This window comes from Plantactinospora sp. KLBMP9567, assembly GCF_033446045.1.
Taxonomy (GTDB): domain Bacteria; phylum Actinomycetota; class Actinomycetes; order Mycobacteriales; family Micromonosporaceae; genus Plantactinospora.
In genome coordinates this window covers 146516-172013 of record NZ_JAWQRR010000041.1, presented here as the reverse complement: position 1 = coordinate 172013, position 25498 = coordinate 146516, and the positions used below count along the sequence as shown (strand labels likewise).

At 71.9% G+C, this 25498-nt stretch carries 18 protein-coding genes and 1 pseudogene; 13 read left to right on the top strand and 6 right to left on the bottom strand.

Annotated features, from left to right (window positions below; genetic code table 11):
* The first annotated feature begins 1 nt into the window (after position 1).
* The 3 genes from R6Y94_RS31050 to R6Y94_RS31040 all read left to right on the top strand — a co-directional run bounded on the left by R6Y94_RS31050 (position 2) and on the right by R6Y94_RS31040 (position 2653).
* On the top strand, positions 2 to 1249 hold the full coding sequence (locus tag R6Y94_RS31050; RefSeq protein ID WP_318399404.1) for an NAD(P)/FAD-dependent oxidoreductase: 1248 nt from the start codon (positions 2 to 4) through the stop codon (positions 1247 to 1249).
* An 8-nt stretch (positions 1250 to 1257) separates the two neighbouring features.
* A complete protein-coding gene (locus R6Y94_RS31045) occupies positions 1258 to 1746 on the top strand; it encodes a MarR family transcriptional regulator (protein WP_318399403.1) in 489 nt (162 codons plus the stop codon).
* Positions 1747 to 2281: 535 nt separating this feature from the next.
* The gene (locus R6Y94_RS31040) at positions 2282 to 2653 is read left to right on the top strand and encodes a hypothetical protein (protein ID WP_318399402.1); all 372 of its coding nucleotides are present in this window, start codon (positions 2282 to 2284) and stop codon (positions 2651 to 2653) included.
* A 90-nt stretch (positions 2654 to 2743) separates the two neighbouring features.
* Here the strand turns inward: R6Y94_RS31040 and R6Y94_RS31035 are convergent.
* Positions 2744 to 3015 (bottom strand): annotated as a pseudogene (locus R6Y94_RS31035) (hypothetical protein); the annotation flags it as partial.
* A 498-nt stretch (positions 3016 to 3513) separates the two neighbouring features.
* On the opposite strand from R6Y94_RS31035, the gene R6Y94_RS31030 reads away from it, so the two are divergent.
* The 4 genes from R6Y94_RS31030 to R6Y94_RS31015 all read left to right on the top strand — a co-directional run bounded on the left by R6Y94_RS31030 (position 3514) and on the right by R6Y94_RS31015 (position 7805).
* Positions 3514 to 4233, top strand: coding sequence for a VOC family protein (locus R6Y94_RS31030; RefSeq protein WP_318399401.1), 720 nt, complete (start codon positions 3514 to 3516; stop codon positions 4231 to 4233).
* Positions 4234 to 4510: 277 nt separating this feature from the next.
* Positions 4511 to 5167, top strand: a complete 657-nt coding sequence (locus R6Y94_RS31025; RefSeq protein WP_318399400.1) for a hypothetical protein — start codon at positions 4511 to 4513, stop codon at positions 5165 to 5167.
* Positions 5168 to 5579: 412 nt separating this feature from the next.
* Positions 5580 to 6542 carry an aminoglycoside phosphotransferase family protein gene (locus tag R6Y94_RS31020; protein ID WP_318399399.1) on the top strand — a complete coding sequence of 321 codons (963 nt, stop codon included), beginning with the start codon at positions 5580 to 5582 and terminating at the stop codon, positions 6540 to 6542.
* Between the two features lie 606 nt (positions 6543 to 7148).
* Positions 7149 to 7805, top strand: a complete 657-nt coding sequence (locus R6Y94_RS31015; protein WP_318399398.1) for a hypothetical protein — start codon at positions 7149 to 7151, stop codon at positions 7803 to 7805.
* Positions 7806 to 7939: 134 nt separating this feature from the next.
* Here the strand turns inward: R6Y94_RS31015 and R6Y94_RS31010 are convergent, their stop codons facing one another.
* Together R6Y94_RS31010 and R6Y94_RS31005 are read right to left on the bottom strand one after the other, a co-directional pair.
* Positions 7940 to 10207: a S8 family serine peptidase gene (locus tag R6Y94_RS31010; RefSeq protein ID WP_318399397.1), complete on the bottom strand. Its 2268-nt coding sequence runs from the start codon at positions 10205 to 10207 to the stop codon at positions 7940 to 7942.
* A gap of 171 nt (positions 10208 to 10378) precedes the next feature.
* A complete protein-coding gene (locus tag R6Y94_RS31005; protein ID WP_318399396.1) occupies positions 10379 to 13039 on the bottom strand; it encodes an MGH1-like glycoside hydrolase domain-containing protein in 2661 nt (886 codons plus the stop codon).
* Positions 13040 to 13184: 145 nt separating this feature from the next.
* Between R6Y94_RS31005 and R6Y94_RS31000 the strand changes: the two genes are divergently transcribed.
* The 4 genes from R6Y94_RS31000 to R6Y94_RS30985 all read left to right on the top strand — a co-directional run bounded on the left by R6Y94_RS31000 (position 13185) and on the right by R6Y94_RS30985 (position 19794).
* Positions 13185 to 15119, top strand: coding sequence for an amylo-alpha-1,6-glucosidase (locus tag R6Y94_RS31000; protein ID WP_318399395.1), 1935 nt, complete (start codon positions 13185 to 13187; stop codon positions 15117 to 15119).
* A gap of 146 nt (positions 15120 to 15265) precedes the next feature.
* Entirely contained in the window at positions 15266 to 16582 is a 1317-nt protein-coding gene (locus R6Y94_RS30995) for a glycosyltransferase family 4 protein (RefSeq protein WP_318399394.1), read from the top strand.
* A 168-nt stretch (positions 16583 to 16750) separates the two neighbouring features.
* Complete coding sequence (locus tag R6Y94_RS30990) at positions 16751 to 18697, top strand: serine/threonine-protein kinase (RefSeq protein ID WP_318399393.1); 1947 nt, start codon at positions 16751 to 16753, stop codon at positions 18695 to 18697.
* Between the two features lie 287 nt (positions 18698 to 18984).
* The gene (locus tag R6Y94_RS30985; RefSeq protein WP_318399392.1) at positions 18985 to 19794 is read left to right on the top strand and encodes a metal-dependent hydrolase; all 810 of its coding nucleotides are present in this window, start codon (positions 18985 to 18987) and stop codon (positions 19792 to 19794) included.
* 46 nt (positions 19795 to 19840) lie between these two features.
* On the opposite strand, the gene R6Y94_RS30980 is transcribed toward R6Y94_RS30985, so the two are convergent.
* The gene (locus tag R6Y94_RS30980; protein WP_318399391.1) at positions 19841 to 20704 is read right to left on the bottom strand and encodes an SDR family NAD(P)-dependent oxidoreductase; all 864 of its coding nucleotides are present in this window, start codon (positions 20702 to 20704) and stop codon (positions 19841 to 19843) included.
* A 164-nt stretch (positions 20705 to 20868) separates the two neighbouring features.
* On the opposite strand from R6Y94_RS30980, the gene R6Y94_RS30975 reads away from it, so the two are divergent.
* Positions 20869 to 21456, top strand: a complete 588-nt coding sequence (locus R6Y94_RS30975; RefSeq protein WP_318399390.1) for a TetR/AcrR family transcriptional regulator — start codon at positions 20869 to 20871, stop codon at positions 21454 to 21456.
* A 146-nt stretch (positions 21457 to 21602) separates the two neighbouring features.
* Here the strand turns inward: R6Y94_RS30975 and R6Y94_RS30970 are convergent, their stop codons facing one another.
* Positions 21603 to 22202: an NTP transferase domain-containing protein gene (locus R6Y94_RS30970; protein WP_318399389.1), complete on the bottom strand. Its 600-nt coding sequence runs from the start codon at positions 22200 to 22202 to the stop codon at positions 21603 to 21605.
* Between the two features lie 119 nt (positions 22203 to 22321).
* Positions 22322 to 24064 carry a bifunctional 3'-5' exonuclease/DNA polymerase gene (locus tag R6Y94_RS30965; RefSeq protein ID WP_318399388.1) on the bottom strand — a complete coding sequence of 581 codons (1743 nt, stop codon included), beginning with the start codon at positions 24062 to 24064 and terminating at the stop codon, positions 22322 to 22324.
* Between the two features lie 534 nt (positions 24065 to 24598).
* On the opposite strand from R6Y94_RS30965, the gene R6Y94_RS30960 reads away from it, so the two are divergent.
* Positions 24599 to 25450 carry an alpha/beta hydrolase gene (locus R6Y94_RS30960; protein ID WP_318399387.1) on the top strand — a complete coding sequence of 284 codons (852 nt, stop codon included), beginning with the start codon at positions 24599 to 24601 and terminating at the stop codon, positions 25448 to 25450.
* Positions 25451 to 25498 lie beyond the last annotated feature (48 nt).

The following is a 25498-nucleotide window of genomic DNA, read 5'->3' as shown; positions in this document are numbered from 1 at the left end:
CATGGGCATATCGACTGACTTCTCGGTGGCAATCGCCGGCGCCGGCCTCTCCGGCCTCTGCCTCGCCCAGTACCTGATGCGCGCCGGCATCGACGTGCACGTCTACGAGCGGGACCCGGGCCCCTTCGTCCGGCGGCAGGGCTACCGGATCATTCTCGACCGGTACGGGCTGGAGGCGCTGCGCGAGAGCCTGCCCCGCCCGCTGTACCGCCTGGCGCTGACCACCGGCGACGAGCCCGGCGGGCACCTGCGCTTCACCGACAGCCGGCTGCGGGACGCATTCACCATCACCTTCAAGGACGAGCCGCACGCGACCCGCCAGGTCGACCGGCTGACCCTGCGGTCGATCCTGCAGTCCGGGCTGGACGGGCGCATCCACTACGGCAAGGCCGCCGTCGCGGTGGACAGCGGCGGCCCGGCAAGGCTGCGGCTGCGGTTTTCCGACGGCGGGGCCGCCACGGCAACCGTCGTCGTGGGCGCGGACGGCGTCGGCTCGGCACTGCGCGCGCAGCTCATGCCGGATGCGGACCCGGCGAACACCCCGATGGCGGGCATCTACGGCCGGTCGCCCCTGCGGCGCAACGGCGAGAGCGTCATCCCGGACGCGCTGCGTACCAGCGGGGTCCTGGCCATCGCCGACCGGCCGGGCCGCGCCTTCTTCTTCACCTCCATGCGGTTCGGCGAGCGCCCGCGGGAGGCGTTCGCGCGCCTGGCCCCGGGCAGCTATGCGCCCACCGGCGACGACTACGTCATGTGGGGACTGCTGCTCCGGCAGGAGGAGGTGCCCATCGGCGTCCGCGGGGACCTGCTGGCGCTGTGGAAACTGGCCGCCCGGATGAGTGCGGACTTCCACCCGCTCATCCGGCGGCTGGTCGACACGGCCGAGCTGGACGCCACGGTACTCAACGTCTTCGCCACCGGCCGGCGCCCGCGCCGGTGGGCGGTGCCCCGGGCGACGATGATGGGCGACGCCGTGCACGTCATGCCGCCGTTCGGCGCTCACGGCGGCAACACCGCGCTCCGCGACGCCGCCCTGCTCGGCCACAGGATCGTCGAGGCCCGGGCGAACGGCACGCCGGTGGAGGAGGCGATCGCCGGCTACCAGGACGAGATGGTGCCCTACGCCTTCCGCGCCGTCGACACCGCCGCCGGGCTGATGCGCCGCCTCACCGGGGACGCGGCCGCACCGCACTGGGTACTGACCCGCGTGTTACCTCGGCTGCACCGGGTCACCGTACCGGAGGCATGATTGCGGGCATGTCCCACGAGCCGGCCCGTGCGTCCGCGACCGCCGACCTCATGCGCGCCGGGCGTGAGACGTCGCGGCTGTCCATGGTGTTCCGGTACGCCATCGCGGAGCGGCTGGGCCTCACAGTGAGCGACCTGGAGTGCCTGGACTACCTGGCGGACGTCGGATCCGCCACCGCGGGGCAGGTCGCCGAGCGGACCAACCTCACCACCGGGGCCGTGACCAGCATGCTCCGCCGGCTCCAGCAGGCCGGCTACGTGACGGCCGAGCGCGATCCGGCGGACCGGCGGCGGGTGATCGTCACCCTGCGGCCGGAACGGATCGCCGAGTTGGAGCGACCGTACGAGCGGTTCGCCGAGCGGGCGGAACGACTCGTCGAGGGCTACAGCGTCGAAGAGGTCATGCTGCTGGTCCGGCACTATGACCACATGCAGGCGATGTACCTGGCCGAGTTGGACCGTCTCCGCAACGGCGACACCGCGCAGCGGTCTGCATGAAGCGCCGTCGCGTGACCGACCACGCTCCCGGTCACCACCGGACGGCAGACCATGGCGGCGAGCCGACCCGCAGCCAGCCTGAGGGTGGCTCGATGCCGTCGAGGCCGGCGCGTGGCGCTGGTTGGTCTCGTGGTTGGATCCGCGCCGGCCTGACCTCCACGGTGGCCAACTTCGCGCGGACGCTGGCCAGCCCGGTGGCCAACTTGGGTGTCCGATCCGCGGCAACTGGCCAACCGTCACTTCGCTGAGCGGCGGCTGACTAAGTCGACGCGAACGGATGGTCCCGTCGGTGTCCGGAGCTAGTTGGCCACTTCTGCGGTGACTCCGGCTCAGGTGAACGACGGGTCGGAGTACTGCACTGAGTACCCGGACGGACGCACGGCGTCGGGGCCAGTGCTTCTCTGACATCATGCCACGACACATCGTCGCTGCCCAATGGACGCTCGTGCCGGCTCGACGCAGGGCGGCAGGCGTCGGCGGGCGGCTGGCCTGCCTCGTCTTGCTGTTGTCTACGGGTTGCTCTTACTCCCATAACGTGGCACGGAAGCAGGTGATGGCGCGGGCCGAGCAGATAGCCCACGAGACCGAGCCCTGGGCGACCGACTCGCACAACCTGGAGGGCTGGGCGAGCAACCAGGCGATGCTCAACCGGCTCGTCTCCCAGACCGAGGGCGAGCGGCTCACGTCCGTGGTCCACAACCCCGGCGAGCATGGGGTGGGTCTGTTGGCCACGGTAGAGGTCGTGATGGTGGGCGTGACGGGCAACCATTGGATGGGTGGGGAGCAGACGGACTACAACGTCTGCGTGCGCTTCGAGGTCCGTCGGGAGTCCAGCGGTCCTCGCGAGGTCACGGCTGAGGCCATCGACTGCCCGCCCGGGGTTCCAGCCACCCGGGCACCGAGGTGACGTCGACGGCGACTGGTGCGGTACGGCGCTTCTGGTCTGCCGGTAAAAGGCGAGCAGCCAAACCGTTCCCGAGCCGGGACCGTTGCGTCATCAACGCCCCGACCCAGCCGCCAGCCACTCCAAATTTGCGGCGCGCTCTCGACGCTGGGCGCAAGGACGTCTGGGTGGTGGGCTTTGGCGTTGCGCCAGCGCAGGTGGGCGTGAAGCGCCCGGGTCTGCGCGGGGTGGTTGCGGTGGTTGGAGTTGGCAACGGTGAACTGCCGCAGCGGCTCGAAACGGGCCTCGATCGGATTGGCCCAAGACGCGTAGGTCGGGGTGAAGCAGAGCTGGACCCGGTTCTTCTTCGCCCAGCGCCTGATGGTGTCGTAGCGCACCGAGTTGGTGCTGCCCCGGCGCACGATCTGCTCGAGTCTCTGCCCCTCCTGGTCGGTCAACCTACGCACACGGACAGGCTCTGCCACCACACCCCCAGCCATCGGACGGACGTCTCCGCACATCCAAGCGCCAGAACCGCCGACCCGGCCAAGGGGTTGCTGGTCTTGCTCGCGGGTTCCGGCGCCAGATGTCGCTGAGTTCGGGCGCCAGCGAGACCTCATCACTTTCGATGTCCGTGAGTTTCGGCGCCACCGTCCGGGTCGGCTGGCCACGCCTGTCACCGAAAAAAACCGCTTACCCAAGGTGATGAGCTACTGAGGCGCGCGTGCGTTGTCGGCGACAAATGAGGGTGACGCTGCGGAAGCATACGCGCCCCTGGCCGAGCCGCACGCCGACTGCGGTCGCATCGGCCGATCGGATGGGGCCAGGCGATGATCGGCTATTTCCATGTGCGACGGACCGTCCGCAACGCCTAGGAAAGAGCCATGACCAACGAGGTAACCGTCCCCCTGCTGCCCTGCGCGTCGATTGACGACATCGAAACCTTTTACGGGGTTCTCGGCTTCAGCACCACGTATAAGCAGCGCAAACCCAACCCCTGCGTGGCACTGCAACGTGAAGACCTGCACCTGCAATTCTTCGAAATTGCCGGGTTCGACCCAGAGCAGTCCTACGGCTCCTGTCTCGTGCTCACCTCGGACATCGCGGAACTGCACCGGGCTTTCGCCGCCGGCATGCGGGCCGCATACGGCAAAGTCCTGGTGTCCGGAATACCGCGGATGACCCGACCCAGGGTTCGAAAGAACGCCGACGGGCTGGGCGGATTCAGCGTCATCGACCCGGGCGGCAACTGGATCCGCGTCTTCCAGAACGCCGCCACGATGCCCACACCAGCACCCGCACCCGCCGGACGACTCGCCAAAGCGCTGGCGAACGCCATCGTGCTAGCCGACTCCAAGGGAGACGTCGGCCAGGCAGTCCGCATCCTCGACAGCGCGTTGGCTCGCCCGCAGGCCGACGATGACCCCGTCACACACGTAGAGGTTCTGGTGTACCGCGCAGAACTGGCGATGACGCTCCATGACCGGGAAACCGCAACGGAGATGCTGGCCCGCGTCGAGCACATCGCGCTGAACCCAGACGAGACCGGAAGGGCGGCACCGACCTTCGAGATCGCTGCCGACCTCACAGCGGCGCTGCGATGAGTTCGGGGTGCAGTTCAGGTGTAGGCGATGCTTTCTCATCGGCTAGAGGCGCGCCTCGACGTTTGGTCCAGCATCACGATCGGCGTCTACGCAGGGTGACGTAGCGGCCGACTGTGTCAATCTGGCCGCCGACTCCCGATGGTCAACAAGTGGCGCTCGTTCTGACGAACATCCGCGGGGACCGGGAGCGCGAGGTGGCGCCGAAGTGGCGAACATCTGGCTCCGGTGCTCGCGGACAAAATCAGGTTGCCCTCCTCCCTCGCGATACGGTGCTGCCATGTCTCGATCAGTCGAAACCGGATCAGTCTTGTCTCCCGTCACCGCGGACGACGTCGCACTTGCCGTGCGGCTCGCCGTGGGCATCCTTCGGGACGCACCCCCGGAGGGGTGGGGCGGTAAGGCCGGTTCGCTGGAGTGGGACTGCTGGGAGACCGCCGAGCACCTCGCCAACGACCTGTTCTACTACGCGGTGCAGCTGGGGCCGCAGAGCCCGCCGCTGGACACCCATGTGCCTTTCGCGTTGAGCCGGAAGAGGCCGGCCGGACCCGCGAAATTCCTCTTCGCGGACCGTGATGCGGGTCCGGCCGGCCTGGTGCAGGTGCTGGAGGCGTGCGGCGCGCTGCTGGTCGCCATGGTGCGTACCACGCCGCCCCGGGTCCGCGCCCACCACGCCGCCGGGGTGTCGGACCCCGAAGGCTTCGCGGCGCTGGGGATGCAAGAGACGCTGGTACACATGCACGATCTGGCGGAAGGCTTCGGGCTTGCCTGGACCCCGCCCTCCGCTCTCTGCTCGCGGGTGCTCGCCCGCCTGTTTCCCGAGGCTCCGGGCGGCGCGGATCCCTGGCTCACCCTGTTGTGGGCCACCGGCCGCGCCGAACTGCCGGGGCACCCTCGTCTCACCACGTGGCGCTCGGACAGCACACCGCGGTCATAGGAGGAGATCGGCTTCAGCCGCGGCGAGGCCGATGATCGTGCCCCTACCGCGGCGAGAGCGCACCGGGCCACCCGTCCCAACCGGCAACCCGGCGAACCTATGCGGTCACGGCACTACGTCCGGACGCTGGCCACACATTGGCCAACTCCCGTGGACTTGGCCAACTGGCCGTGGGCCGGACAACCGATATGTCGCGTCCGGTTCAAGGTTGCGGATGATCACGGCACCGGCCAGCGACTCGTAGGGTAGGTCCGGACGGCGCCGGGTGAGAGTGTCCGGATTTACCTTGAGGTTTCCGGGCTCGGCGGTGTCTGTGGGTTTCCCTCCGCGTCGAACGTCCTGCTGGCGAAGATGTAGTGGCGTGGCTTGACGGGCGTCGCGCGCGCCGCCCTCCGGATGATGAGGTGGCACGGTGACCAACCACGATGAGGCGGCGGATGTCCGACCGTTGACATTGGCTTGGGTGAGCCGGCATCTGGAGGTCGGCGAACGGATCGTCAGGATCGAGGTGCTGCACGGTGGTGTTACTGCCGAAATGCGTAGGCTGACCATCGGCACGCAGGATGGCACCACCCGTGACCTGGTGCTGCGGAGCTTCGTCGACCCGTTCTATTTGGGACACGCCGAGGACTGGCTGAACAGGGAGGCCGACGCCCTGTCCCTGCTCACGGGGACCGGCGTGCCGGCTCCTGGACTGGTCGCGGTTGATCCGACCGCTGGGCATTGCGAGTATCCATCGCTGCTGATGACACATCTGGCCGGCCGGACGGTCCTCGACGATGCGGGAGTGGAGACGCGCGTTCCTCTGCTGGCCCGTCAACTCGTGGCGATCCACGCGTTGCGACCCGCCGAGCGGCCCCGGGAGTATGTGGGGTTGACGACCGCCGACACCGTCGTGACTCCGAAGGGCGCCGACGAGGCGGCATGGGCCACGGCGATCGGCGTGATCCGCAGGTCCGCGCCGCCCTATGAAGGGCGATTCCTGCACCGGGACTTCCAACCCGGCAACGTGCTGTTCGACGTGCCGCCCCCGGTGCCGGCGGGTGCCCGGATCACCGGCGTCGTTGACTGGGCAGCGACCTGCTGGGGCCCAGCGGATCTCGATGTGGCGCACTGCTCCACCAATCTCGCGCTGCTGCACGGCCCGGCGTGGGGCCCGCGGTTCGCTCAGGCGTATGAGGAGGCCGGCGGAGGGCTGGCCGCGGCCGCGAGCGAGCGGCTGTACTGGCAGGTGCGGGACGCGCTGGCGTGCTCAGAAGAAGTGCAGTTGGTGGCGCAGCCATGGCGGAAGGCAGGCAGGACAGAGCTGACGACGCGAGCCGTGGAGGAGCGGCTGGATGCCTATGTCACCGCCCTGATGGACGCGCTGGGCTGAGCCAAGGCGGTCCGGGGCGCGGCTTTGACCTCATCGTTCACCGCTCAACCAAGCGAAGAATCGAGGTTCGGCAGCGGCGGCGTCATGATCGGCGGGCCACCTCGGCGGCATAGGCGGCTCTGACAGCGCCTTGCGGCGCCCGGTGCCGAACAGATCGGCCGGGCGTCGCCGGACACATGAGCCGGAGCAGCAGCGACCGCCGCCTCCCCGGCGTACCCGGGCGGTCTCAGCGCGGAACGGGCGGCGGCCGCCGCGATGTCGCGCCACTCCTCGCTCGTCAGCCGAACATGCACACGGTACGGCCGACCGGAGGTCCGTTCCCGGTTCCGAGCAACCGGCCGTACCACCCCTACATCCATCGAGGAGTCGACGGTCATGCCGCGGGATCTTTCACTCCGTCGATGCCCGCCTTGCGTTACCAACTCGGCACGTACCGGTGAACCCGCAGCCTGAATCCGGACTCCGCAAGATCATCCGCAAGGTAGGTCCTGACTCGCGAAGTTCGCGCGAACGCGACAACCGATACGACCCTTTTGGGCTGGGCGGAGCGGCAGCAATCAATTAGAATGTGTGTACTAAAACGGCTTCTGAACTGGGAGGACAGCCGTGCCAGAGTCTGTCGCCACCGCGCCTACTGCCGCCCCCCTCCCCTACGCCACCCTGCTCGCCTTCACCCGCTACGTCGACCGCACCGGCCCGGCCAAGGCGACGTTCGTCGGCGGCCTGCGCAAGCAGCGCGCGAGCCGCTCCGGCTTCAACCCGCACGGGCAGCTCGTCAAGGCGCTCAAGACCGACATCGCGTTCCGGACCGGCGGCCGTCACCTGGCCGAGATCGCCGGGGTGGTCAAGCCGCGCTGGCGCCCGCTCTACGAGGCGCTGGTCCCGGGCGCGGTGAGCTACCTGCACTCGCTCGGCGACCTGTCGACGGTCGAGCTCGCACAGACGCACGACGCGCTCGGGATGGTCGGCGACCTGCCGGTGAAGGTCAACCCGCACCTCGGCCTGCGCTACGACGACGGCCGGCGGGAGGCCGTCCGGCTGCACTTCGACGAGCAGCCGCCGAGCCAGGAGGCACTGCTGGCCACCCTGCACCTGATGGGTCGGCAGATGGACCAGGTGCTGCCCGGTGCCGAGCCGGTGTTGGTCGACGTACGCCGGGGCGTCGCACACCACTGGGACGCCGCCGTCCGCTCCGACCAGGTCGAACGCTGGCTTGCCGGCGAGGCGGCCGCCTTCACCGCCATCTGGTCCACCGCCGCCTGACCGAGGCGTGGATCGCGCTGTGTCCCGGAAGTAGCGCTGTCGGACAGCCGTGGATTCCGGTTCGCTGAAGTAGCGCGATCTTGAGGCCGGACCCTGCCCCGGCGTGCCCGGCACGCCGGGGCAGCTTCGTCCGGTCAGATCGTCAGTGACCAACCGTCCAGGCGACCGCCGTACGGGGCCGCGGCGTCCTGCACCCGCAGGCGCCAGTTGCCGTTGCGGGCCTCCGACGAGAGGTTCACCAGGTAGACCGCGTTCAGCGGCGACCCACCGATGACCCGGTTGCGCAGCAGGTAGGAGCTACCGTCCGGGGCGACCAGCCGCAGCACGAGGTCGGCGACCCGGCCGTGCGAGATCCGCACGGCGATCACGCTGGTCGTCGAGGCATTGCCCGAGCAGCCGGCGAGGATGATGGGGCTCTGCACCGTGCCGAGGTCCGGAATGGCCACCCCGGTGGCGTTGCTGCCGGCACAGGCCGTCGGCGTGCCGGCGGTCAGGTTCAGCGTCCAGATGTCGAGCTGGCCGACGTCCAGCGGTGCCGCGTCCTGCACCCGCAGCCGCCACCGGCCGTTCGCCGTCTCGCTGGACAGGTTGACCCGGAAGGTCTGGTCGATGTTGTCCTCGCCACCGCCCGTCCGGTTGTGCAGGACGTACGCGCTGCCGTCCGGCGCCACCAGGCTGACCACCAGGTCGGCGCGGAACGTGTGCAGGATCCGCACCCGCAGGGTGCTCGACGCCGACGCCCGGCCGGGGCAACCGGAGATGGTCACCGCGCTCTCCACCGTCGACAGGTCCGGGATCCCGACGTCGGTGTTGTTGGTGCCGGTGCAGCCGCCGGGGTTCGTGACGGTCAGCGTGTACCGGGCGGTCCGGGTCGCGTACGGTCCGGTGCCGGTGACCGTCACCGGGTAGCTTCCGGGCAGTACCGCCGGACCGACCCGGATCGTCAGCACCGACGACCGACCGGCGACGACGGAGGCCGGGCTGAACGTGGCGGTGGCACCCCTGGGCAGTCCGGCGGCGGTCAGCGCGACCGTCTGCGCCGAACCGGCCGTGACCCGGGTGCGCACCGTCGCGGTGACCGCGCCGCCCGGGCCGGCCGAGCCGCTGCCCGGGGTGACCGTGAGGGCGAAGTCGTGGGTGGGCGCCGGCACGTCGGCGACGTAGAGCAGGACGTTCGGCGAGCCGGGGCCGGGATTGGTGACCAGCCCGGGGGTGCCGCCGCCGACCAGCAGGTCACGCACCTGTTGCGGGGTGTACGACGGGTTCTGCGCCAGCACGAGCGCGGCGGCGCCGGCCACGTGTGGTGAGGCCATCGAGGTGCCGTCCGCCGGCCCGCTGGAGGTGTCGGTGGCGATGGTGGACGAGACGATCGCCACTCCGGGGGCGAAGATGTCGACGCAGGGGCCGTAGTTGGAGAAGCTGGCCCGGGCGTCGGTACGGCCCGGGCCGCCCTGGAGGCCGCCGGTGGCCGCCACGGTGATCGCGGCGGGGACGCTCGCCGGTGAGCCGCCGCAGGCGTCCACGTTCTCGTTGCCGGCCGCCACGGCGTAACTGACGCCGTCGGCGATCGAGTTCGCCACCGCCGTGTTGGCGGCGCTGTTCGCCGGCCCGCCGAGGCTCATGTTCGCCACCGCGCGCTCGCCGGGGTCGTGGTCGCCGGTGACCCAGTCGACGCCGGCGATCACCTGGGCGTAGGTGCCGCTGCCGGTGCAGTCCAGCACCCGTACCGCGACCAGGGTCACGCCCTTGGCGACCCCGTACTCGGCGCCGCCGACGGTGCCGGCGACGTGGGTGCCGTGCCCCTGGCAGTCGCTGGCTGGTCCGCCGTCGATCGCGTCGAAGCCGGAGACCGCCCGGCCGCCGAAGGTCTGGTGGGTGAGCCGGATCCCGGTGTCGATGACGTAGGCCCGGATCCCGCTGCCGGTGGTCGGGTAGGTGTAGCTGTTGTCCAGCGCCAGTGGGCGCCGGTCGATCCGGTCGAGACCCCAGGAGGGCGTCGGGGTCTGCGTACCGGTGAGCCGGACCCGGTGGTTCTGTTCGACGTACGCCACCGACGGGTCGGTGGCGAGCCGGCGGGCAGCCTCGGCGGAGCCGGTGAACTCGAACCCGCGCAGCGCATGCCGGTAGGTGCGGGCCACCTTGCCGCCGGCCCGCGCGGCGAGTACGCCCGCCCGGTCGGTCACCGAGTCTGCGCCGACGGACGCCTCCTCGAGGACCACCAGATAGCTTCCGGTGACCGCGGTGGCGCCACCGGAGTGCCGGATCGTGCCGCCGGCCGGTGCCGCGGCCGCAGGTGCCACCATCGCCGTGCCGAACAGCCCGGCGGTCACCGCGACGGCCAGTCCGGCGGCGAGTCTTCTCGTCCGCCGGTGACCTGATGTGCTGGCAATTCTCATCGCCATTCTTCTCCCCTCCTGCCGATGGCCGGGGCTCGCGCGACGGTGCCGCGACGCCGTCCCGGAAAACGGCTAACGGGACACTACGAGGGGTATTTGAATACTGGCGGACAGTAACCGACAGCAGGTCAGTCGGTATCTGGACCGGGCCCGGCCGTTACCTTCGGGCGGCCGGGACTATCGGCGGAGGGTCAGGATCAGGTCGGCGACCAGCGCCGTCCAGCCGGTCTGGTGCCAGGCACCCAGCCCGGCCCCGTTGTCGCCGTGGAAATACTCGGGAAAGGCGATCAGGTCCTTCCAGTCCGGATGGGTCTGGAAGAGTTCGGCGACGCCGTAGATCGGGCGGCGCCCCCAGGCGTCCGGCACGAAGAGCGCGATCAGCCGGGCGGAGAGATCGTCGGCGATCTCCGTCAGCGTGTGCTTGTTCCCGGACCGGGTCGGGTACTCGACCAGCAGATCGTCGCCGAAGAACGCCGCGTGGTCCCGGAGTGCGGAGATCAGCATGAAGTTGGTCGGCATCCAGATCGGGCCACGCCAGTTGGAGTTGCCGCCGAAGAGCCCGGAAGTCGACTCGGCCGGCTCGTAGCCGACGGTGAACTCCTGCCCGCCCAACTCCACCGCGAACGGCTGCTCCAGATGCCGGCGGGAGAGCGTACGCAGCCCGTACGGGGAGAGGAACTCCTCCTCGTCCAGCATTCGGGCGAGCAGCCGGACCACCTGGTCCGGGCCGACCATGGAGAGCAGCCGCTGCTGCCGCCCGTCACCACCGAGCCGGCGACCGCCGATCACCCGGGCGTACTCCGGCTTGTTGGCCAGGAACCAGCGGAGCCGGGCCGTCAACTCGGGCAGCCGGTTCAGCGTGACGGTGGTCAGCCGGGTGATCGCGGCCAGCGGCAGCAGGCCGACCACCGAACGCACCTTGAGCGGGGTGCTGGTCCCGTCCGGCAGCCGCAGCACGTCGTAGAAGAAGCAGTCCTCCTCGTCCCAGAGTCCCTGGTCGTAGGCGGCCGCCGCGATGTACGCGAAGTGCTCGAAGAACTTCGTCGCGATGTCCGAGTACGTCGGGTCGTGCACCGCCAGGATCAGCGCCATGTCGAGCAGGTTGAGCGCGTACATGGCCATCCAGCCGGTGCCGTCGGACTGCTCCAGCACCCCGGCCACCGGCAGCGCGGCCGACCGGTCGAACGGGCCGACGTTGTCCAGCCCGAGGAAGCCGCCCTCGAAGACGTTGTTGCCGCCGATGTCCTTGCGGTTGACCCACCAGGTGAAGTTCAGCAGCAGCTTGTGCATCATCCGGGCCAGGAAGTCGAAGTCCCGGCCACCGTCGATCTCGAAGACCTTCAGCGCCGCCCAGGCGTGCACCGGCGGGTTCACGTCACCGAACGCCCACTCGTACGCCGGGATCTGCCCGTTCGGGTGCAGATACCACTCGCGGAGCAGCAACAGCAGTTGCGCCTTGGCGAACCCGGGATCGACCCGGGCGATGGTGACGCAGTGGAACGCCAGGTCCCAGGCGGCGTACCAGGGATACTCCCAGGGATCCGGCATCGAGATGACGTCGAAGCTGTTCATGTGCCGCCAGGAGCTGTTCCGGCCGTACCGGTGCCCGTCCGGCGGCGGCGCGGCGGCCGGGTCGCCGGTCAGCCACTGCTGCACGTCGAAGTGGTAGAACTGCTTGCCCCACATCAGTCCGGCGATCGCCTGCCGGGCCACCAGCGCCTCCTGCGGGGAGGCGCCGCCCGGGATCAGCCGGGCGAAGAACTCGTCCGCCTCGGTGCGCCGGGCCGCCATGACCGCGTCGTGCTCCGCCCCGAGGTCGAGCGGGGGCGCAGGTTCGCTGGCCGGCGGCGGGGCGGTCCGGGTGAGCCGCAGCCTGATCGTCGCCTCCGCCCGGGCCGGTACGTCCAGCACGTAGTGCAGCGCCCCCTTGGTGCCCTCACCGGCCGGGTTGACCGTGTCGACGCCGTTCACCACGTGGTCGTTGATGCCGTCCTTCGGGTACGCGCTGCGTCCGGGCAGCCCCCACAGCCGCTCGGTGTTGGTCTCGTTGTCGCAGAGCAGCGCGGCCGGCTCGCCGTCGCCTTCCAGCACGAGCTGGCCGAGCACCCAGTGCTCGCCGACCAGCCGGCCCGGGGTGCCGTGCAGCTTCGGCACCTGGTCGCGGCCCGGCAGCCCCCAGGACCAGGTGTTCCGGAACCAGAGGGTGGGCAGCACGTGCAGGGTGGCCGGCTCGTCTCCCCGGTTCGCCACGGTGATCGAGACGCACATGTCGGTCGGGGACGCCTTGGCGTAGTCGACGGTCACCGCCCAGTACCGGTCGTCGTCGAAGATGCCGGTGTCGACCAGCTCGTACTCCGACTCGTCCCGGCCGCGGGCGGCGTTGACCGCGACCAGTTCGTCGTAGGGGAAGGCGGCCTGCGGATAGTGGTAGCGCCAGCGCATGAAGGAGTGCGTGGGCGTGGAGTCCAGGTACCACCAGTAGTCCTTGACGTCCTCGCCGTGGTTGCCGCCGTCGCCGCCGAGCCCGAACATCCGCTCCTTGAGGATCGGGTCCGCGCCGTTCCACAACGCCAGGCCGAAGCAGAAGGTCTGCCACTCGTCGCAGATCCCGGCCATCCCGTCCTCGTTCCAGCGGTAGGTCCGGGACCGGGCGTGGTCGTGCGGGAAGTAGTCCCAGGCGGTGCCGTGCTCGCTGTAGTCCTCCCGGACCGTGCCCCAGGCCCGCTCGGCCAGGTATGGCCCCCAGGCCCGCCACGGCTCCTCGCCGGCATCGGCCTCGGCCAGTCGAGCACGCTCCGGGTCCAGTCCGGCACGCTCCGCATCCCGCCCGTCAACCATTCGACTCCCGCCCGTCATCCGACCGATCCGTTACGGTCATCCTTCCGATCATTGTGATCGGTCCCGGCTCACCCGGCCAACGATCGCGGTGACCGTCACCACCGCCCGTGTGCGGCGGGTCACCAGAGCGGGCATCATGAGCGCCATGCTGCCGATCGAGTTCGGGCCGCGGGTCTGCGGTCACCTGGAGGCCGGCGTCGACCGGGAGTGGTTGGTCCCGGACGGCCTCGGTGGATACGCGATGGGCACGGTGAGCGGGCTGCGTACCCGGCGCTACCACGGGCTGCTGATGGTGGCCGGACAGACCCCGGCGGACCGCCGGCTCGGGCTGGTCAGCCTGGATCCGGAGCTGATCCTGCCGTCGGGCGCGGTGGTCCGGCTCGGCGCGCACGAGTGGCGCTCCGGCGACGTCGACCCGCGCGGCTTCGAGCTGCTGGAACGCTTCGACCTGGTCGACGGGCTGCCGCGGTGGCGGTGGCGGATCGGCGACCTGGTGCTGGAGCGCGAGCTGGCGATGGCGCACGGCCGGTCCTGCCTGGCGGTCCGGCACCGGCTGGTCGCCGGTGGCCCGGCCCGGCTCGGCCTGGCCGCGGCGGTGACCTGGCGGGACGGCCACGGCGAGCGGCGGGCGGACGGCCCGGCACCGACGGTGGAGCCGGCGGCCGGCGGAGCGGTGGTCGAGGACGCGTTCCGGCTGGTCGGGCCGGAGTGGGTGGCCGAGGGGCAGTGGTGGCACGGCGTGCATCACCGGGAGGAGGCGGCCCGGGGGCTCGCCCCGGACGAGGACCTCTGGTACGCGGGCCGGTTCACCGGCACGCTCGACCGCCCCGGAGACAGCGTCTCGGTGCTCGCCTGGGCCGGCGACCTGGCCGAACAGCCGCCGCCGGCCGACGAGCTGATCGAGGCGGCCCGGCGGCGCAACCGCCGGGTGGTGGCGGCCGGTAGACCGGCGGACGCGGTGGCGGCGACGCTGACCCTGGCGGCCGACGCGTTCGTGGTCGGTACCGGCTCGGGGCCGGACGTGGTGGCCGGATATCCGTGGTTCGGCGCCTGGTCCCGGGACACGATGATCGGGTACGAGGGGCTGTTCCTCGGCACCGGCCGCGCGGACGAGGGCCGAGAGCTGCTCCGGGCGTACGCGGGGACGCTCTCCGAGGGGATGCTGGCGAACACCGCCGACACCGGGCGGGTGGAGTACAACACCGTGGACGGGACGCTGTGGTTCCTGCACGCGGTGGCCCGGCACGTGGCGGTCGCCGAGGACACCGACCTCGCCGCCGAGCTGCTGCCGGCGCTGCGCGCGGTGGTCGACGACCACCTGCGGGGCACCCGGTACGGCATCGTGGCCGACCCGGCCGACGGGCTGCTCACCCAGGGCCGCCCCGGGGCGGCGCTGACCTGGATGGACGCCCGGGTGGACGGCGAACCGGTGACCCAGCGGGCGGGCAAGCCGGTCGAGGTGAACGCGCTCTGGGTCAACGGGCTGGCGGCGCTCGCCGAGTTGGCCGGGCGGCTCGGCCAGGACCCGGGTGCCGCCCCGGCCGCGCACCAGAGGGCCCGGGCGGCGTTCCGGCGCCGCTTCCCGGCCCCGAGCGGCTGGCTCTACGACGTGGTCGACGCCCCGCCGCCGGCCTATCCGCGCGGCGCGGGCGACCGGCACGACGACGACCTGCTCCGGCCGAACCAGCTCCTCGCCTGGTCGCTGCCGTACCCGCCGCTGGACCCCGATCCGGCGGTGCTGCGCCGGATCGGCGCGGCCCTGCTCACCCCGCTCGGCCCGCGCAGTCTGGCCCCGGAGAGCCCCGGCTACGTGCCGCAGCACCGGGGCGGCCCCGCCGAGCGGGACTCCGGCTACCACCAGGGCACCGTCTGGCCCTGGCTGATCGGCCCGTACGCCGACGCCTGCCGCCGGGCCGGGCTCGGTGTCGACGAGCTGTTCGCCGGGCTGGCGGCGCACCTGCCCGAGTACGGGCTCGGCTCGGTGAGCGAGACCGCCGACGCGGTAGCGCCGCACGGTGCCACCGGAGCGCCCTTCCAGGCCTGGTCGGTGGCGGAACTTCTACGGGTACGGCGGAACTGACCGGGCGGCGTTACATGCCCGCAACGGCCACGTCTTCGCCGGTTTTCCCGCCACCGGCAGTATTGGCACCAACCAATGACGCGTAGGCACCCGTAACAGGTGTCTCCACGCGCCTGCGTTGAAATCAACTAAAAGGGGGCTGGGCCATGTCACCGAACGCCGAGGTCATCAACTTCCCCGCGGCCCGCCCGCTCAAGGTGCTCATCCTCTCCTGGGAGTACCCGCCGGTGCTGGTCGGCGGGCTCGGCCGGCACGTGCACGCGCTGGCCACCGCACTCGCCGCCGCCGGGCACCAGGTCACGGTGGTCACCCGGCACGGCGAGGGTGCACCGGTGGAGGCATACGTCGATCGCGTGCACGTGCTGCGCGCCCCCGAGGACCCGGTCGGGTTCCCGCTGGCCACCCCGAGCCTGCTGGCCTGGACGATGGCGTTCAACCACACGCTGACCCGGACGGCGCTGCGGGCCGCCCGGACCGGCGACTACGACGTGATCCACGCCCACGACTGGCTGGTCGCGCACACCGCGATCAACATCGCCGATCACCTGGACATCCCGCTGGTCACCACGATCCACGCCACCGAGGCGGGCCGGCACCAGGGCTGGCTGCCGGACGAGATGAACCGCACCATCCACTCGGTCGAGCACTGGCTCAGCCACGAGTCGCACCGGGTGATCACCTGCTCCGGCTACATGCGCGACCAGGTGAACGCCCTGTTCGGTCTGCCGGCCGGGCACGTCGAGGTGGTGCCGAACGGGGTCGACGACCGGGCCTGGTCGGCCCAGCCCCGGGCGGTCGCCGCCGCCCGCAAGCGGTACGCCGGAGCCGGGCCGCTGATCGGGTTCGCCGGCCGGCTGGTCTACGAGAAGGGCGTACAGCACCTGGTGCACGCCGTGCCGAGGCTGCGGGAGCGGCACCCGGAACTGCGGGTGGTGATCGCCGGGGACGGGCCGTACCGGCAGGAGTTGCAGGACCAGGCGCAGCGGCTCGGGCTGGACCGCAGCGTACGGTTCGCCGGCTTCATGACCGAGCGGCAACTGCCGGCGGTGCTGGCCGCCACCGATGCCACGGTGGTGCCGAGCCTCTACGAGCCGTTCGGGATGGTTGCCCTGGAGGCGGCCGCCGCCGGGGCGCCGCTGGCGGTCGCCGCGACTGGTGGGCTGGCCGAGATCGTCGAGCCGGGGGTCACCGGGGTGACCTTCCCGCACAGCGACCCGGAGGCGCTGGCCGGTGCGGTCGACTCGCTCCTCGGCGACGAGGTCTTCGCCCGCCGGGTGGCCCGCCGGGCCCGGACCATGGTCGCCGAACGGTACGGCTGGACGAGCATCGCCGCCCGCACCGCCGCCGTGTACGCCAGCGCGGCGAACGCCGGCCCGGCGCCGCGTACCCGGGCCGGGAGCGGGGCGGGGCGGATCGTCGTACCCGAGGGGAACCTGCTGGCCCTCGACGGCGCCGCCTGCTGACCCGCGCCGGCACCGCCGGGCCCGCCGTCGGACGGGTCCGGCGTTCGGCGATTCGGTGAATTCTTTTCGGATCAAGGTTGCGAGCAGTGCCTGCGCCGCCGGATTTGATGCGGGAGGCGATGCCGGCTCGCTATCGTGTACCGCGGGTAGCAGAGAGGGACACCGCCGGTGCACCAGGGACGGATCGCTGATCGTTACCTGCTGCTGCACACCATCGGCACCGGCGGAATGGGGCGGGTCTGGCTGGCCCACGACGAGACACTGCGCCGCCCGGTCGCGGTCAAGCAGGTGGTGCCGCCGGGCTGGATGACCCCGGACGAACGCGACGAGTTGCGCTACCGGACGCTGCGCGAGGCGCGCACCGCCGCCCGGCTCAACCACCCCAACGTGGTCCGGGTCTACGACGTGGTGCACGACGACGACTCCCCGTGGATCGTGATGGAGTACGTCCCGTCCCGCTCGGTCCAGCAGATACTGGAGACGGACGGGCCGCTGTCGCCGGTGCGTACCGCCGAGGTCGGACTGGCGGTGCTGGCCGCGCTGCGCGCCGCGCACGCCTCCGGGGTACTGCACCGGGACGTCAAGCCGCACAACGTGCTGATCGCCGACGACGACGGCCGGGTGGTGCTCACCGACTTCGGGCTGGCCACCGTGGACGGCGGGGACGGTGCGCTGACCCGGGACGGCGTGGTGCTCGGCTCACCTCAGTACGTCTCGCCGGAGCGGGCCGCGGACGGCGCATCCACCGTCGAGTCCGACCTCTGGTCCCTGGGCGCCACCCTGTACGCCGCGGTGGAGGGCCGGTCGCCGTACCGCCGACCGACCACAATGGCCACCCTGACCGCGCTGGCGGTGGCGCCGCCGGATCCGACCCGACTGGCCGGTCCGCTCCGCCCCGTGCTGGCCGGGCTGCTCCGCCGCGACCCCCGCCAGCGGCTGACCGCCGACGAGGTCGAACGGCTGCTGCGCCGGATCACCCATCCGCCGCCCCGGTCCGGCCGGCATCCGTTCGCCCTGGCCCGCAGCCTCGCCCGGCGGCCACCGACCCCGCCGACCGCCGACCGGCCGGTTCCGGAGGAGGCCCCGGCCGACCCGCCGGTCGAGCGGCCGCAGCCGAGCCGGCGACGGCCGCCGAACCAGCGCCCGCAGCCCGACGAGCGACCGCAGCCGAACCAACGGGCTGCCGGGAACCAGTCGCCCCGACCGACCCACCGGGGCCGGCCGGACCAGTACGCCGCACCGGACCGTTCGACCACCCCGGCCGGACCGGCCGACCTCGCCGCTCCCGGTGACCCGTCGAGGCCGGCCGGCGCGGGGGTTCCGGGGCGGGCCGGGGCGCGTCCGCCGCACCCGGTGTCGGGTGCGCGGCGCGGCCCGGAGCGGCAGCCGGACCTCGACCGGCCGGAACCGCCGGGCCGGGACCGGCGCCGGCGGCGTCCCGGCGGGCGGGTCTGGCGGATCGCGGCCACCGCACTGGCCCTGACCCTGCTGGCCGGGCTCGGCACCGAGTTGACGCTGCGGGCCAAGCGGGCCGGCGAGAGCCCGCCCGACACACCGGGTAGCCGGCCGATGGCCGAGGTGGTCGGCGCGTTCCCGTGCGCGCCGCCGCCGGAGCGGACCGTACCGGTGACCGCCGCGCCGCGCCCGCCGGAGGAACGCTTCGGACTCGTCGACAACTGGACCTGGTACACCGACGCGTCCGGGTTCCGGATCGCCGTGCCGATCGGCTGGCACCGCTACACCGACGGCCGGGTGGTCTGCTTCCGGGAGCCGGTGGCCGGCACCGGGCGGATGCTCAGCATCGATCCGAGCACCCCGCCGACCCGGGACGGCGAGCGGTACTGGCTCGCGGAGGAGCGGCGGCTGACCGGCGCGGGCCTGCTGGCCGGGTACGAGCAGGTGGGCATCGGGCCACTGGACATCCGGGCCGGTGGGGCCATCTGGGAGTGCCGGTGGACCAACAAGCGCGGCGACCGGGTGCAGATCGCCCGGATGCTGATCAACACCTCGCCCGGCCGGGCGTACACCGTCTCCTGGCTGACCCGGGAGTTCGACTGGGGCGTGAACCAGAGCTACCTGCGGATGGTGCAGACCAGCTTCCGGCCGGTCGACTGAGCGGAGTTGGTGGCCGGGCCTGGCGACACGCCGGAGCCCACATGCCGACACGGTTTCCCGGTGCCGCCGTGCCACCCCGAGCGCCGCGGCACGCACCGGCGCACACCCCCGCCGACCTGCCCGGCGGTCCGTTCCGGGCACCCGTTCGCGCAAACCGGAACGAGGCGGTGGATCCGACCGTGACATCGGCGACACCACTGTGGATCAAACGGTGATTGCCTCGCGATCCCCGGTTTGGCACAGTGTCGCCAGCCGTGAGGGATGTACCCGGGGGAGGATGCACGACGATGATGGGACCATCCCATGCGCTGTCCGGTGCTGCGGTCTGGTTGGCCGGGTCCTGGGGGCTGGACTACTTCGCCGGCTACGAGCAGTCGCCGCTGGCGATCGCGGTCGGCACGGCGGTCTGCGCCGGCGGGGCGCTCTTCCCCGACCTCGACATGTCCGGCAAGGTCACCCGCAACCAGGGTGGCGCGACCGTCGCCCGTACGTTCGGCGTGGTGTCGCTCTTCTTCGCCGAGGTGATGGAGAAGATCTCGCTCGGCGTCTACCACGCCACCAAACTGAGCAAGGATCCGCACCGGAACAACGGCCACCGCACGTTGACCCACACGCTGCCGTTCACCTTCCTGGTCGGCTGGGGCACCACCGCGCTCTGCACCGCGTACGGCAAGTGGGCGGTGATCGGCATCCTCTTCTTCATGATCGGTCTGGCGCTGCGTGGGCTCTTCGACGAGTGGGCGAAGCGGGCCGGCTGGGTGATCGTGACGATCGTGTCGCTGGCGGCGGCGTACTTCACCTTCCTGCATCTGCCCGGCGATCGGGGCTATCCGATGCTGGGGCTGGCGGTCGGGGTCGGCTGCTTCGTGCACATCATGGGCGACATCATCACCAGCAACGGGGTGCCGATCCTCTGGCCGGTGCCGATCAAGCGGCGGATGTGGATGATGATCGGCATTCCGAACAAGATCGCCGTCAAGGTGGGCGGCAAGGTGGAGACGGTCGTGCTGCGCGGTGCCTTCACCGTGATCTCGATCCTCTCCACGCTCGGCCTGGTCGCACCCTCCGTACTCCGGCGGTTCAACATCGAGGTCTGAGCCGCCCGCGTCCGGTCTGGCTCCGCCGGGCGCTCGGACGCCTGGTTCAGAGTGCCGGGCCGAGCCCCACCAGGCGGGCGCTCTCGTCCCAGAGTCGGTCGCAGCGCGCGGCGTCGGTGGTGTGCGGTGCGGTGCCGACCCGCTGACGCTTGACGAAGAAGCTCCCGCTGATCCCCTCGACGTCCGGTGTGGTCGCCAGCCAGGCCGGCGTGTCCGCTCCGGCGTCCGGCCCGGGTGCCGCGGGGTTCAACCGCAACAGCAGGCTGTAGATCCTCAGGGTGCCGCGCAGCGCCCCCTTGCCGAGCCCGGTGTCCGTGACGACGCCCGGATGCGCGCCGTTCACCGTGATCCGTGTTCCCGCCAGCCTGCGGGCGAGCGCGTACCCGAACATCGCGTTCATGTTCTTGGTGCGTGCGTAGGCGACGAACGGACGGAAGCTGGGCAGCGGACCCAGCCCGCGTCCCGTCCGGCTCCCCAGGTCGTCCAGGTCGACCGGCACCCTGGCGAGCCCGCCGGGATGCCCGCCCACCAGGACGAACCGGGCCGCCCGCCGGCCGATGGGCCGCACCAGCGAGCGCAGCAGCAGGTACGGCGCGAGGTGGTTCGTGGCCAGGATTCGGGAGATTCCCTCCGAGGTGACCTCCCGGAAGTCCGTGATCACGGCGGCGTTGCTGACCACCACGTCCGGCGGGGGTTCGGCGCCGAGGCGCTTCGCGAGTTCCCGCACCTCCGCCAGCAACGACAGGTCCGCCCGTTCGAGCAGCAGCTCGGCGTCCGGCACGGCGGCGGCGATCCGCGCTCGCGCCCGGTCGAGGCGCTCGTCGCTGCGGCCGACCAGGACCACCGTCATGCCCGCCGCCGCCAGCCGGCGGGCTATCGCCTCGCCGATGCCGCCGGTCGCCCCGGTCACCACGGCCCGTTTCCCTCGATGCGACACCGCACTCCCCCGTCCCGTCGGCCGGCCGCACCGCGACCGGCCATCCTGGCCGCCGGTCGACCGACTCGACCGGCTAGGTTGACGTTGTCAACCTAGCCGGTCAGGTTGACAACGTCAACCACGGATAGCATGGTCCGGTGCCCCCTGGTACCCGTGACGCGCTGGTCGACGTGGCCGCCCGCCTCCTCGACGAGGGCGGCGTGCCAGCCGTCACGCTCCGCGAGGTCGGGCGGCTGGCGGGGGTGTCGCACAACGCCCCGTACAAGCACTTCGCCAGCAAGGAGAGGCTGCTCGCGGCGATCGCCGCCCGGGAACTCGCCCGGCAGGGCGCGGCCCTCGGCGCGACGATGGAACGCGAGCGGTCGCCGGAGGCGATCCTGCGGGCGACCCTGCGCCACTACGTCGCCTGGGCCCTCGACCATCCCGCACGCTTCAAGCTGACCTTCGGCAAGTGGTCGATCGACTCAGACGAACTCGACAGCGCCGCACGGGACGCACAGACGCTGCTGGTCCAGATCGTCACCAGTACCCAGGAGGCCGGCGCGTTGCCACCCGGCGACCCGGTACGGCTGGCGTCGCTGCTGCGGGCCCTCGCGCACGGGGCGGCCGACCTCGCCTCCACGGGTCATCTGGAGTCCGGCGGCAAGGGCCACGCCGGCCCCGAGGAACTGATCGACGACCTGCTGGGCTACCTGCGCGGCGCGGCGGCGCACCGGCCTCGATAGCGCCCCCGAGGTGGCCGGCGACGGCTGCCTGAGCGGATCGACCGGGGGCGGGTCCACCTGGCTCGGGAGGGTGCCGGGCCGCCGGTGCGTTCGCCCCGGCGGCCGCGCGGATTCCGGCCGCTCTGCACCCGGACGGCCGCCGAAACTCAGACGGCGACCCGCTGGGCCGGGACCGGGACGGTCAACCCCCAGGCGGCGAGCAGTTCCGGGGTGTTCGCCCGGCTGCCGTCCGCCACCGTGTCACAGGCGATGTCGACGATCTCGTCCTTGTGGGCCATCAGGTACGGGCGGGCACCGACGTCGGCGTTGGCCAGCGCCGCGATGCCGGGCCAGTGCCGGCGGCCGAAGAGCATCGGATAGCCGCGCAACCCCTCGTAGGTGGCGCAGACCAGGGCCTCCGGATAGGGCAGCGCCGCCACCCGGCGTACCGCCGCCTCGGTCAGCCCCGGCATGTCCACCGGGACCACCACCACCGCCTCGATCCGTCGGTCCGGTACGGCGTCCAGCCCGAGCCGGATCGACGAGCCGATCCCGGTGCCCCAGGAGCGGTTCACCACCACGGTCGCCCCGGAGAGGTCGGCGGTGGCGCGCACCTGTTCGGCCGCGGCCCCGAGGACCACGACCAACGGCCCGCAGCCGGCCGCACGCATCGTGTCGAGTACCTGGTTCACCAGGGGTCGCTCTCCCTGGTGCAGCAACGCCTCCGGGCCGCCGATCCGGCGTCCCCCGCCCGCGGCGATGATCATTCCTGCGATCCGACTCAGCGCCATCACCTTCCGCCGGTCGCGCGACCCCCGCCGCGCGCACAACGGTCCCAACGAGCGGGCACCGCCCAGGTATCGGCACTAATCGGACTAATTCGCAGCTATGCCGCATTTGCATAACAGTCCACCACCGAAACGTCCAGCGGGAACCGCACCGGGGTCTCGCCGAACAGCAGCCGCCCGGCCTGCGCCGCCGCCTCGTGCACCAGCGCGGTCACCTGGTCGGCCTGCTCCGCCGGACAGTGCACCAGCACCTCGTCGTGCTGGAAGAAGACCAGCTCGGCACGGCCCGCCCCGGGTTCGGCACCGAGCCCGGTCAACCCGTTGCGCAGCCCGGCGAGCAGGGTCAGCGCCCACTCCGCCGCCGTCGCCTGGATGACGAAGTTCCGGGTGAACCGGCCCCGAGCCCGCGCGGCGGCCCGGGCCCGCGGCCCGAACGGGTCGATCGCGGCCGACTCCACCACCGGCCCCTCGCCTTCCTCCGACTCCCGCACCGAGACCGAGGCGGGTGGACAGGTACGCCCCAGCCAGGAACGGACCAGCCCGCCACCCTCACCGGTCCGGGCCGCCGCCTCGACGTACTCGAAGGCCGTCGGATAGCTGCGGCGCAGCACCGCCAGCGCGGGGATCGCCTCGCCACCGGTCTGGCCGTACATCGCGCCGAGCAGGGCCAACTTGGCCCGGGCCCGGTCACCTCCGAAGCTCTCCCGGGCCAGCGCGGTGTAGAGGTCACCCGCACCACCGGCGGCGGCGAGCCGGGCGTCCCCGGAGACCGCCGCCAGCACCCGAGGCTCCAACTGGCCGGCGTCGGCGACCACGAACCGCCAGCCCGGATCCGCCAGCACCGCCCGCCGGACCACCTTCGGGATCTGCAACGCGCCGCCACCCCGGGTCGCCCACCGCCCGGAAACCACTCCGGCCGGCACGTACTCCGGACGGAACCGGCCGTCCCGGACCCAGGCATCCCGCCAGGCCCAGCCGTGCGCCGTCCAGATCCGGTAGAGCTCCTTGTATTCGAGCAGCAGCGGAACCGCCGGATGGTCGATCCCGCGCAGCACCCAGGCCCGGGTGCTGGGCAGGTCGTAGCCGGCCCGGGCGAAGGCCCGGAGCAGTTCGGCGGGCGACTCGGCGTGCAGTCGGCGTACCCCGAAGGCGGCCGCGATCCGCGCGGAGAGCTCCGCCAGCCGGCGTGGCGGCCCGCCCACCGGCGACGGCTCGCCGAGCAGGTCGACCAGGAGCGCGTCGTGCACGTCGGCCCGCCACGGCAACCCCGCCGCGCTCATCTCGACGGCGATCAGCGCACCCGCCGACTCGGCCGCGACCAGCAGCCGGAACCGCCCGGGATGCGGCGTCGCCGCGATCCGGGCCTGCTGGTCGGCGAAGACCCGGAGGAGCGCGTCGAGGCCGACCGGTGGTGGTCCGGGCGCCACGTCGAAGAGCGCGGCCTGGCCGTCGCCGGGCGGTGCGGCGGCCCGGGGCGGCGGATCGGCCGGCACCGGCGCACCGGTCAGCCGGGCGAACGCGGCGGGCAGACCGCGCGGCTCGCCCCAGCGCCCGTCCTGGCCGAGCAGCAGCGCCTCGGTCAGCTCGACGTCGTGACAGCGCTCCGCCCGGACGCCCCGGCGCAGCAGCGCCGGATAGATCGCGGCGGTAGAGGCCCAGACCCAGCGCGGCGGGTTGACCCGCTCCCGGGCCACCATCGCGACGCCGAGGTCGGGGACCAGTTCGGCAGGGCCGGCGGGACGCCCATCCGGATGCAGCGGCGCGAGCCGGCCTCCATCGCCCTCCTCGTCTCGAACCACCGCCACCAGCACGCCGACGATTCTGCCGGTCCCGACCGACATCCCCGCCGCCCAGGGTGAACTCGGGCCGGTCCGCCGCCACCTCGGCGGGCGTAGCCAGCGGCAGACGGCATGCCGGGATAGCGGCGATGGCACCCAAAGATTTGTTATGCCTGATTGCTCAGAAAGCGCATCGCCGAATGGTCCGGCTGCGGCCGGGAGTCCGCCGATCATGGGCCGGTCAGCGGCATCCCGGCGACCCGAGGGCACCGCGGGCCACGCTCCGGCGACTCACCGACGTGGCACGACTTCGCCGGTCAACCCGAACGGCATGCTGGCCGGGCTGACCCGAAACCTGCCGGTACGCCCCCTCCGGGCTGCTGGTGACCTACCTCATAAAGCGATACGCTGAGTCCTTCAGAATCAGCCCCATCGTGATTGGGCGGGGGAGCCTCAGCCGAGGCGGTGCGTGCTGGTGCCCTTAGACGCCGCCCTCCAGGAGGTTCGACAGGAGGGCACAGGGTGTCACAGGAGCGGCCGACTGAGTGGGACGTCCCACTGGGCGACCGAACCCTCGCCGTCGAGACTTCGGGGGACGTGAACGGATTTCCCGTCTTCCTGATGCACGGAATGCCCGGCAGCCGCAGTGGCCCGAAACCCCGGAGCATGATCCTCCATCTGCTCGGCATCCGGTTGATCTGCTATGACCGACCCGGCTACGGCAGATCCACCCGCAATCCCGGGCGCCGGGTCGTCGACGCCGCACTGGACGTGCAGGCGGTGGCCGATCATCTTGAGCTGGACGAGTTCGCCGTCGTGGGCCGGTCCGGCGGCGGACCGCACGCCCTCGCCTGCGCCGCCAGCGACCTCTTCACCGGCCGGCTGACCCGGGTCGCGGTCCTGGTCTCCCCGGCCCCCTCCGACGCGGCCGGCCTGGACTGGTACGACGGGATGGCCCCCTCCAACGTCCAGGCGTACCGGGAGGCGACGTCCGACCGACGCAGGCTGATCGAGTCGCTGACCATCCGGGCCGACCGCACCCGTCGGGACCCGTCGAGTGTCGTCAACTTCATCGACGGCGAGTTGAGCGCCGCCGACCGCAACGTGGTCGAGGATGTCGCACTGCGCCGCCTGCTGACCGAGAGCTACGCGGAGGCGGTGCGGTTCGGCGCCGACGGGTGGATCGACGACGCGCTGGCGCTCAGCCGGGACTGGGGCTTCGACCTCTCGTCGATCAAGGTGCCGGTCCGGCTCTGGCACGGTGCCGAGGACAACTTCTCGCCGGTCGCGCACACCCGGTGGCTCCAGTCGCAGATCCCGCACGCCGAGGTCGATGTGCAACCCGGGGTGGGACACTTCGCCGCCGTGCAGATCCTGCCGGACATCCTCGCTTGGCTCGCCCTCCCCGAGCCGGAACTGGTCGACCTCGGCCGGAGCGGCCCGGCCTGACCCGAACGGTCCACGGCTCGGCCGGGCGGGGTCCGACACACCCTCCCG